The organism is Testudinibacter sp. 'clade 2' (assembly GCF_006227735.1).
In the GTDB taxonomy this organism is placed as follows: Bacteria; Pseudomonadota; Gammaproteobacteria; order Enterobacterales; family Pasteurellaceae; genus Chelonobacter.
On sequence record NZ_VDHB01000207.1, the window covers coordinates 1 to 1378 of the forward strand.

At 34.9% G+C, this 1378-nt stretch carries 2 protein-coding genes; both read left to right on the forward strand.

Features of this window, described 5'->3' with window-relative positions; translation table 11 throughout:
• Positions 1-824 (forward strand): endonuclease toxin domain-containing protein (locus FHQ30_RS13330; RefSeq protein ID WP_176552779.1); only part of this gene is annotated, 824 nt, incomplete at its 5' end.
• A 1-nt stretch (position 825) separates the two neighbouring features.
• A complete protein-coding gene (locus FHQ30_RS12630; RefSeq protein ID WP_139615151.1) occupies positions 826-1329 on the forward strand; it encodes a contact-dependent growth inhibition system immunity protein in 504 nt (167 codons plus the stop codon).
• Positions 1330-1378 lie beyond the last annotated feature (49 nt).

The following is a 1378-nucleotide window of genomic DNA, read 5'->3' on the forward strand; positions in this document are numbered from 1 at the left end:
AATATGCCGAAGATGTGGCGAGGGAGGCGTTGGTTAAAATTGCAAAAGAGGGCATCACAGATTCTGCTGAACTGGCGAATATTACGGCAAAAGCCATCACGGGCGATGAGGTTTCGCAAGCCCAACTGCATGAAATGGGCAAAGCGATTAAAGCCTTGATACAATCACCGGTTACAACCATTTCGGATAGTATTAAATCACAGTTAGCGGAAGCTGATAGGCTAGAAGCCAATGGTCAAGCAAGAGAAGCTGATGTGATGCGGATGCAGGTGTATTTATCAACCGAACTTGGTGTGATTGGAGGGACGACAGGGGTTTTAAATCTTGTTAAAAAGGGAGTTGAAAGTGCGGTTAAATTAGGCAAACTGGGTTTATCGAATGATATTGTGTCGAATAAAGTTGTCGGTATTGACTGGGGCAAAGGGATTAATAATCAAGGCAAGCCTTGGGAAGCGTATTTAAAAGAGAAGCTACCGGAGGGAACGCTTGATTTGAATATGATAAAACCAAATTTTAAAACCTTTGATCATTTATTGCCTGACGGAACAGCAATTAGCGCAAAAACAATGGATACAGTGGGAAGTAAAACCTATCAAAACCCAACACGAATTACATCACAGCTGAATAAGTATGTTGATGAGATGGTGAATTTTGAGGGGGATAGTAAAGGAGTGTTTGAACTATATAATAAAGATATAAATAATAAAGAGTTATATTTGGCTATTCCTAGTCAAACCAATAAAGAACAGATGCTAGCTATTGAAAAATCAATTCAATATGCGAGATCTAAAAACATAGAAATTATTATTAAAAAAGTGAAATAAAATGGCTAAATCAAAAAGAATATTAATAAAAAAAAATAAGGATGTAATTTTAATTACTTATTTTTTAAGAGGGTTGATAGGTATGTTTGATCCTGAGCAAGAGCCTATTTTTTTACCGGTGGATGTTGATGATAAGATGTTAGGCAAATCAGCAAAAGAGGCTTTGTTAAAAAGCAGAGAGATTCCATTAGATGAGTTTTATAAGATATTTAATTCAGGTGAAGCACAACTATTTGGTAAAAAAATAGAACAACAGTTACAAGAATGCTTTGGTTATAAAAGCAGAAAGGCTATTTATAAATATATGGATTCTTTATCTGTTGATATGGAAGAAGTTTTTTCTATTGTGCCAAATCATCAAGATTCTTTAGATGGGTATACAGCCGTCAAGAAAAAAGATGGAACAGCAATTGAATTTGAATATTCATTAGAAATTTCAGATGAAGAGTTGGGTATGAAAATAAGAGAGGCTTTCAAATATTGCACAAGTATTTATAGAAAATGAACAAAAACACCTACCGCCTAATCTTCAGTCAATCCCAACAACAATTTAT